Origin of the sequence: Streptomyces sp. NPDC052012 (assembly GCF_040689265.1) — a bacterium.
GTDB lineage: Bacteria > Actinomycetota > Actinomycetes > Streptomycetales > Streptomycetaceae > Streptomyces.
Map to the genome: position 1 here is coordinate 188,643 of NZ_JBFAXA010000011.1, position 6,000 is coordinate 194,642.

At 71.8% G+C, this 6,000-nt stretch carries 6 protein-coding genes; 4 read left to right on the top strand and 2 right to left on the bottom strand.

Going from position 1 to position 6,000, the window contains the following annotated elements; translation table 11 throughout:
* The first annotated feature begins 39 nt into the window (after positions 1-39).
* The gene (locus AB0412_RS20130; protein WP_366403924.1) at positions 40-396 is read left to right on the top strand and encodes an SsgA family sporulation/cell division regulator; all 357 of its coding nucleotides are present in this window, start codon (positions 40-42) and stop codon (positions 394-396) included.
* 13 nt (positions 397-409) lie between these two features.
* Here AB0412_RS20130 and AB0412_RS20135 read toward each other — a convergent pair whose 3' ends face one another.
* A complete protein-coding gene (locus tag AB0412_RS20135) occupies positions 410-2,086 on the bottom strand; it encodes a penicillin-binding transpeptidase domain-containing protein (protein ID WP_366403925.1) in 1,677 nt (558 codons plus the stop codon).
* Positions 2,087-2,195: 109 nt separating this feature from the next.
* On the bottom strand, positions 2,196-3,830 hold the full coding sequence (locus AB0412_RS20140; RefSeq protein WP_366403926.1) for a penicillin-binding transpeptidase domain-containing protein: 1,635 nt from the start codon (positions 3,828-3,830) through the stop codon (positions 2,196-2,198).
* 344 nt (positions 3,831-4,174) lie between these two features.
* On the opposite strand from AB0412_RS20140, the gene AB0412_RS20145 reads away from it, so the two are divergent.
* The 3 genes from AB0412_RS20145 to AB0412_RS20155 all read left to right on the top strand — a co-directional run.
* Positions 4,175-4,693, top strand: coding sequence for a toxin-antitoxin system HicB family antitoxin (locus tag AB0412_RS20145; protein WP_366403927.1), 519 nt, complete (start codon positions 4,175-4,177; stop codon positions 4,691-4,693).
* A gap of 74 nt (positions 4,694-4,767) precedes the next feature.
* On the top strand, positions 4,768-5,616 hold the full coding sequence (locus AB0412_RS20150) for a DUF4097 family beta strand repeat-containing protein (RefSeq protein ID WP_366403928.1): 849 nt from the start codon (positions 4,768-4,770) through the stop codon (positions 5,614-5,616).
* A 68-nt stretch (positions 5,617-5,684) separates the two neighbouring features.
* On the top strand, positions 5,685-6,000 hold a 316-nt coding region (locus tag AB0412_RS20155), incomplete at its 3' end, for an ATP-binding cassette domain-containing protein (protein ID WP_366403929.1).

Consider the following 6,000-nt stretch of genomic DNA (forward strand, 5'->3'; position numbering starts at 1 on the left):
AGCTTCCGCGGGGGTGGCGCACCGTAAAGGGGCCTACCGATGTCCGTAGTCGAGCAGTACGCACGCGCCCACGTCATCAGCGACGCCCCGCCGGAGGACGACCGGCCCGTCCGCGTCGTCCTGCGCTACGACCCCGAGCGGGACCCCCGCTGCGTCCGCGTCGGGCTGCCGGGAGCCGGGGTGCCCGAGTGGACCGTCGACCGTGAACTGCTGGAGCGTGGCCTCACCGCGCCGGCCGGCAGCGGCGAGGTGCGGGTGTGGCCGTGCGGCCGGGTCCAGGCCGTACTGGAGTTCCACACCGCGCAGGGCGTGTCCGTGGTGCAGTTCGAGACGAAGGCCCTGACCCGGTTCCTGCGGCGGACCTACGCCGCCGCCGCGGAACCGGTGCCGCACTGAGGCCGGGCGGTGCTCAGCCGCCGCTCTTGAGCAGGGACGCCACGATCGGCCCGGCCGTCGAGCCGCCGTGCCCGGCCGCCTGCACGACACCCGCCGCCGCCAGATCCCCGTGGTACGCGGTGAACCAGCCGTTGGGCTTCTTCTGCCCGTCGACCTCCGCCGAGCCGGTCTTGGCGCCGCTGTCACCGCCCACCCCGGCCATCGCCTCCGCCGCCGTGCCGTAGGACGCGGTGTACGCCATCAGCTCGCGCAGCTGCGCCAGCGTGTCCGCCGACATGGTGCGCGCGGCCGTCGCCAGCTTGCGCCCGTCGACCTCGGGCGAGACCAGGTAGGGCTGCCGGAACACGCCCGACTTCACGGTCGCCGCCACCGACGCCATGTTCAGCGGGTTCATCCGCACCCCGCCCTGGCCGATCAGGGACGCCGCCATGGGGGCCGCCGACTGCACGGGCACCGCGCCGTCGAAGGACGACACACCGATCTGCCAGTTGTTCATCGCCAGCCCGAACACCTGCTGGGCCTGCTTGGTCAGGTCGTCGTTCTCCAGCTCGGGCGCCTGGCTGATGAAGGCCGTGTTGCAGGAGCGGGCGAAGCTCGCCTTGAACGTGCCGTTCTTGATCTCGAACCTGTCGTCGTTCTGGAACTTCCAGCCGCCGTAGCTGAAGTACTTCGGACACGGATGCTGCTTGTCGTTCGAGGCCAGGCCCTTCTCGATCAGCAGCGAGGAGGTGATCACCTTCATCGTGGAACCGGGTGCGAGCGAGCCCTGGAAGGCGGTGTTGAAGCCGTGCGAGGAGTTCGCCACGGCCAGGATCTCGCCGGTCGAGGGGCGCAGCACGACCACCGACGCACGGTCCTTCTTCGCCACCTGCTCCTCGGCGGCGGCCTGCAACGACGGGCTCAGCGTCGTCTTCACCGTGCCGGGCGTGCCCTCGCTCAGCTCCAGCACGGTCTTGTCGGCGAGCTCGGCCTTCTTCGACGCCTTGCCGCGCACGACCCGCAGCTCCACGCCGGCCTCGCCGCCCGCCTTCTTGCCGTACTTCTCGCGCAGCCCGTCCAGGACCGACCCGAGCGACGGGTACTCGGCGGTGGTCAGCTCGCCGCCGTCCCGGTCCAGCGCCTTCACCGGCGGGGTGCCGGAGGCGCCGGTGACCAGCTTGTCGCCGTCCTTCAGCTCCGGGTGGACGACGGACGGCTGCCAGTCGACGCGCGGTTCGCCGTCCCCGGCCCGGCGGACGACGGTCAGCGCGCTGTCGTACGTCAGCGGCTCACTGAGGTCCTCGTACGTCACCGTGCCCTTCACGGAGAAGGGGACCTTGCCGCCGGAGGCGGTGCCCGGGGTGAGGGTGACGTCCTCGACGCGGGCGTCCTCGGCGTAGCTCTTGAGCAGGGCGGTGGCGGCCTTCGGGTCGTCGGTGGCGGCGGCGGCCTCGCTCACCTTGCCGTCCTGCCAGGCGGTGAGGAAGCGGCGGGCGGTGTCGGTGACCTCGGCCGGCGTGAGCGGGCCGGTCCTGACGTCCTTCGCCTGCTGGGCGGTCGACGTGCCGCGGGCGCCGTCCTCGGCGGCGGCGCCCCCGCCCAACAGCGCGTAGGCGCCGACCCCGGCGCCTGCGACGACCACGGCGATCACCCCGCCGAGCACCGCGGGTCTCGTCCTGCCTCGCTCGGCGACGCGCCTTCTGTTCCCCACTGCCTCTGGTTCCTCCACACTCATCCGCCGGGCTCACGTGTCCCTGTGGTGGCCGACGTGTAGCCAACGACGGCCACCACCCTAGAGTCCCGGCCTGTGCGCGGCCCGTTCAGCCGCCCGCTCGTAGCACGGCTGCGACAATCGGCCCGGCCGCGTCGCCGCCGTGCCCGCCCTGCTGCACCATCGCCGCCGCGGCCACATCACCCCGGAAGCCGGTGAACCAGCTGTCCGAGGTGGCGTTGCCGGCCACCTCCGCCGAGCCGGTCTTCGCACCGATGTCCCCGCCGAGCCCGGACATGGCCTGCGCGGCGGTGCCCTGGGTCGCGGTGAGCCGCATCATCTGCTTGAGCTGGGCCGCGGTGCTCGCCGGCAGCCCCTTCGCCTGCGCCAGCTGCCGGTCGTCGAGCTCCGGGGAGACCAGGTAGGGCTGGCGGAAGGTGCCGGTGATCGCGGTGGCCGTGACCGACGCCATGTTCAGCGGGTTCATCTGCACCTGCCCCTGACCGATGGCGTTCGCGGCACGGTCCGGGCCGCTCACCGCCGGGACGCTGCCGTCGAAGGAGACGATGCCGGTCTTCCAGTCGCCCCGGCCGAGCCCGAACCGCTCCTCGGCCTCCTGGGTGAGCGAGGCGTCGGTGAGCGGCTCCTCGTCGACGAGCTTGATGAAGGCGGTGTTGCACGAACGCAGGAAGCTGTTGGCGAGGGTGGCGCCGTCGTTCGGCTGCATGCCGGTCAGGTTCTTGAAGGTCTGGCTCTGCCACGTGGCCGTGGGCGGGCAGGGAGCGGGGCCGTTCATCGAGGTCACACCGTTGTCGATGAGCATCGCAGCGGTGATGATCTTCATGGTGGAGCCGGGGGCGACCTTGCCCTGGAAGGCCGCGTTGAACCCGTCCTCGCGGTGGTTGGCCACCGCCAGCACCTCACCGGTGCTCGGCTTCACGGCCACCACGGACGACTCGGCGTACTGCTTCACCGCCTTCTCGGCGGCGGCCTGCACGCCGGCGCTGAGCGTCGTGCGCAGCTTGCCGGGCTTCCCCTCGGCCAGGGTCACCAGCGGGGTGTCGGCCGCGGTCGCCGGGTCGGCGTGCCGGATCACCAGCTCGACGCCGGGCGTGCCGCCCGCCTCGGCGCCGTAGCGCTCGCGCAGGGTGTCCAGGACGGGGCCGAGCGAGGGGTACTTCTCCTTCGTCAGCACCGTGCCGTCCCGGCCCACCGCCTCGATGGGCGGCTTGGCGGACTCCTCGGTCACGAGGGTGTCGCCGTCCTTCAGCTCCGGGTGCACGACGGACGGCTGCCAGTCCACCAGCGCCCGCCCGGTGGTCTTCCCGCGCACGACAGTCAGCTCACTGTCGTAGCTCAGGGGCTTGGAGACGCCGTCGTGGCTGACGGTGGCCTTCACGCTGAACGGCACGGTGGTGCCGGTGGCCTTGCCGGGCGTGATGCGCACGTCGGAGATGTGCGCCTCCTCGCCGTAGGCGGACAGCAGCGTCCCGGCCGCCGCGGCGTTGTTCGTGTGCGCCGCCGCCTGCGTCGCCTGTCCCTGCTCCCAGGCCGCGAAGAATTTCCCGGTCGTCTCCGCGACCTCGTCCTCGTCAGGCGTCCCGGTCTTCGGCGCCGACGCGCTCGACCCGCTTCCCCCGCCGCCGCTCACCGCCGACACGATGTTGTAGGCGCCGTAGCCGGCGCCGCCGACCATCACCGTGAACACACCACCGATGACGGCGGCCTTGACCCCCTTGCCCATCGGGCGATCCCCTCCCACGTCGAACCCCCCACGTCGCTTGAACGTGTTCAGAAAGCCCGACGCGTGAGCACTTTACGCAGAGGGGGCACGGACCGGCGCGTCTGTTTCCGTTTGGTGGCCGAACAGAGATCCACAAGGCGGTGGGTGGGTCGAGGTGGCGCCAATCTGGCGCCGAGTGGTGCCAGGTGGCGCCGTGAGGTGGAGCTCGCGCGCCTGTGGTGCCGCGAGGGGCGGTGGTGATGTCATCGAATGTGTGCAGGTCAGGAGGGTGCCCCTTGACTGACGGCCGGACGTCGCCAGCCTCGGGCTTGCGTATAGCGCCACTATGGTGCCATGATGGCGTCATGGATCTCACCCCGTATGTCGACACCCTCCGCCGCGAACTCGCGGTGGCCGCCGAGGCCGGCGGTGACGAAGCCCGTGAGCTGGCCGAGCGCCTCACCGCTCCCCTGGAGTCGGCGACCCGGCTGACGCTGCTCAACGTGCTCTCCGCCGCCATGGACGAGATCACCCGCGAACTCGCCCCCGGCTCGGTCGACGTACGGCTGCGCGGGCTCGACCCCGACTTCGTGGTGACGCCGCCGCCCACCGACGCCGGTGACCTCGCGGAGCCGGTCGCACCCGTCGAGCCGCTCAAGGCGCAGGCGCCCGCCGAGGGCGACGAGGGCGGCACCGCCCGCGTCAATCTGCGGCTGCCGGCCCACCTCAAGGCGCGCGCCGAGGAGGCCGCCAGCCGCGAGGGCCTGTCGGTCAACGCGTGGCTGGTGCGGGCCGTGTCGGCCGCGGTCGACGGCGGCACCCGGCCGCGTACGACGGAGAAGGCCAGGACCATCGGACAGAGCTTCACCGGCTGGGTGCGCTGACCGCGCCCGCCGCTTCCTTCCCACCACGTCCCACCAGCGGGGACGACCCCAAGACCCAAGAGGACGGGACAGCCATGCCTTCTTTCGACACGCCCGGACCGATCTCGGTCACCGCGCACGTGGACGCCGGTTCCCTCCAGTTCACCGCGGGCGACCGCACCGACACCGTCGTCGAGGTGCGGCCCCGCGACCCGAAGAAGGACCTGGACGTGCGGACCGCCGACCAGACCGAGGTCACGTACGCGAGCGGGGTCCTGACGGTCCGGACGCCCAAGCCCAGCCTTTTCGGTCTCGGCCGCACCGGCGTCGTGGACGTGACGGTCGACCTGCCCACGGGCTCCCGCGTCGACGCCACCGGTGCGTGGTCCCAGGTGCTCGGCGAGGGCCGGCTCGGCGAGGTCGACGTGAAGACCTCGAGCGGTGACGTCCGCCTCGACGCGACCGGTCCGCTGAAGCTGACCGCCGCGCACGGCTCCATCACCGTGGACCGCGTCGAGGGCCCGGCCGAGATCACCACCAGCTCCGGCAGCCTGCGCGTCGGCGTCGTCGACGGCCCGGCTGTCCTGAAGAACTCCCACGGCACCACGATCGTCGGCGCCGCGACCGGCGAACTGCGCGTGAACGGTGTCAACGGCGACGTCGACATCGCGCGTGCCGAGGACTCGGTCACGGCCACCAATGTGCACGGTGCGCTGCGCGTGGGCGAAGTGGTCCGCGGCACCGTCCAGTTGGAGACGAACCACGGTGGCGTCGAGGTCGGCGTCCGCGAGGGCACGGCCGCGTGGCTCGACGTCAGCTCGGGTCGCGGTCAGGTGCGCAACACGCTCACCGCGTCCGAGGCCCCGGGGGACAGCGAGGAGACCGTCAAGATCCGCGCCCGAACCCGCTACGGCAACATCGACATCCGCCGCGCCAGGGCCTGAGCGCCCTTCTCCTCCATCCCCCACTCCTCATTCACTTCAGCCTTTCGGACTTCGATTGGGAGGGCACCATGCCTTCATCTGTCATGCCCACGTCCAGAAATGGGAACGGTGACGGTCGTCCGTCGTCCCCGGCCGCCATCTCCGCCGTCGGTCTGCGCAAGTCCTACGGCGACAAGCTGGTCCTCGACGGCATCGACCTGCGCATCCCGGCCGGGTCGGTGTTCGCCCTGCTGGGCCCGAACGGGGCGGGCAAGACGACCGCGGTGAAGATCCTCTCCACGTTGATCACGGCGGACGGCGGTCAGGCGCAGGTCGCCGGCCACGACCTGGCCCGTGAGGCGCAGGCGGTCCGGGCCGCGATCGGGGTCACCGGCCAGTTCTCGG

What these genes read in the sequence shown, in the direction of transcription:
- AB0412_RS20130 (WP_366403924.1), top strand. Translation starts at nt 40, where the DNA reads ATGTCCGTAGTCGAGCAGTACGCACGCGCCCACGTCATCAGCGACGCC.
- AB0412_RS20140 (WP_366403926.1), bottom strand. Translation starts at nt 3,830, where the DNA reads ATGGGCAAGGGGGTCAAGGCCGCCGTCATCGGTGGTGTGTTCACGGTG.
- AB0412_RS20145 (WP_366403927.1), top strand. Translation starts at nt 4,175, where the DNA reads ATGGATCTCACCCCGTATGTCGACACCCTCCGCCGCGAACTCGCGGTG.
- AB0412_RS20150 (WP_366403928.1), top strand. Translation starts at nt 4,768, where the DNA reads ATGCCTTCTTTCGACACGCCCGGACCGATCTCGGTCACCGCGCACGTG.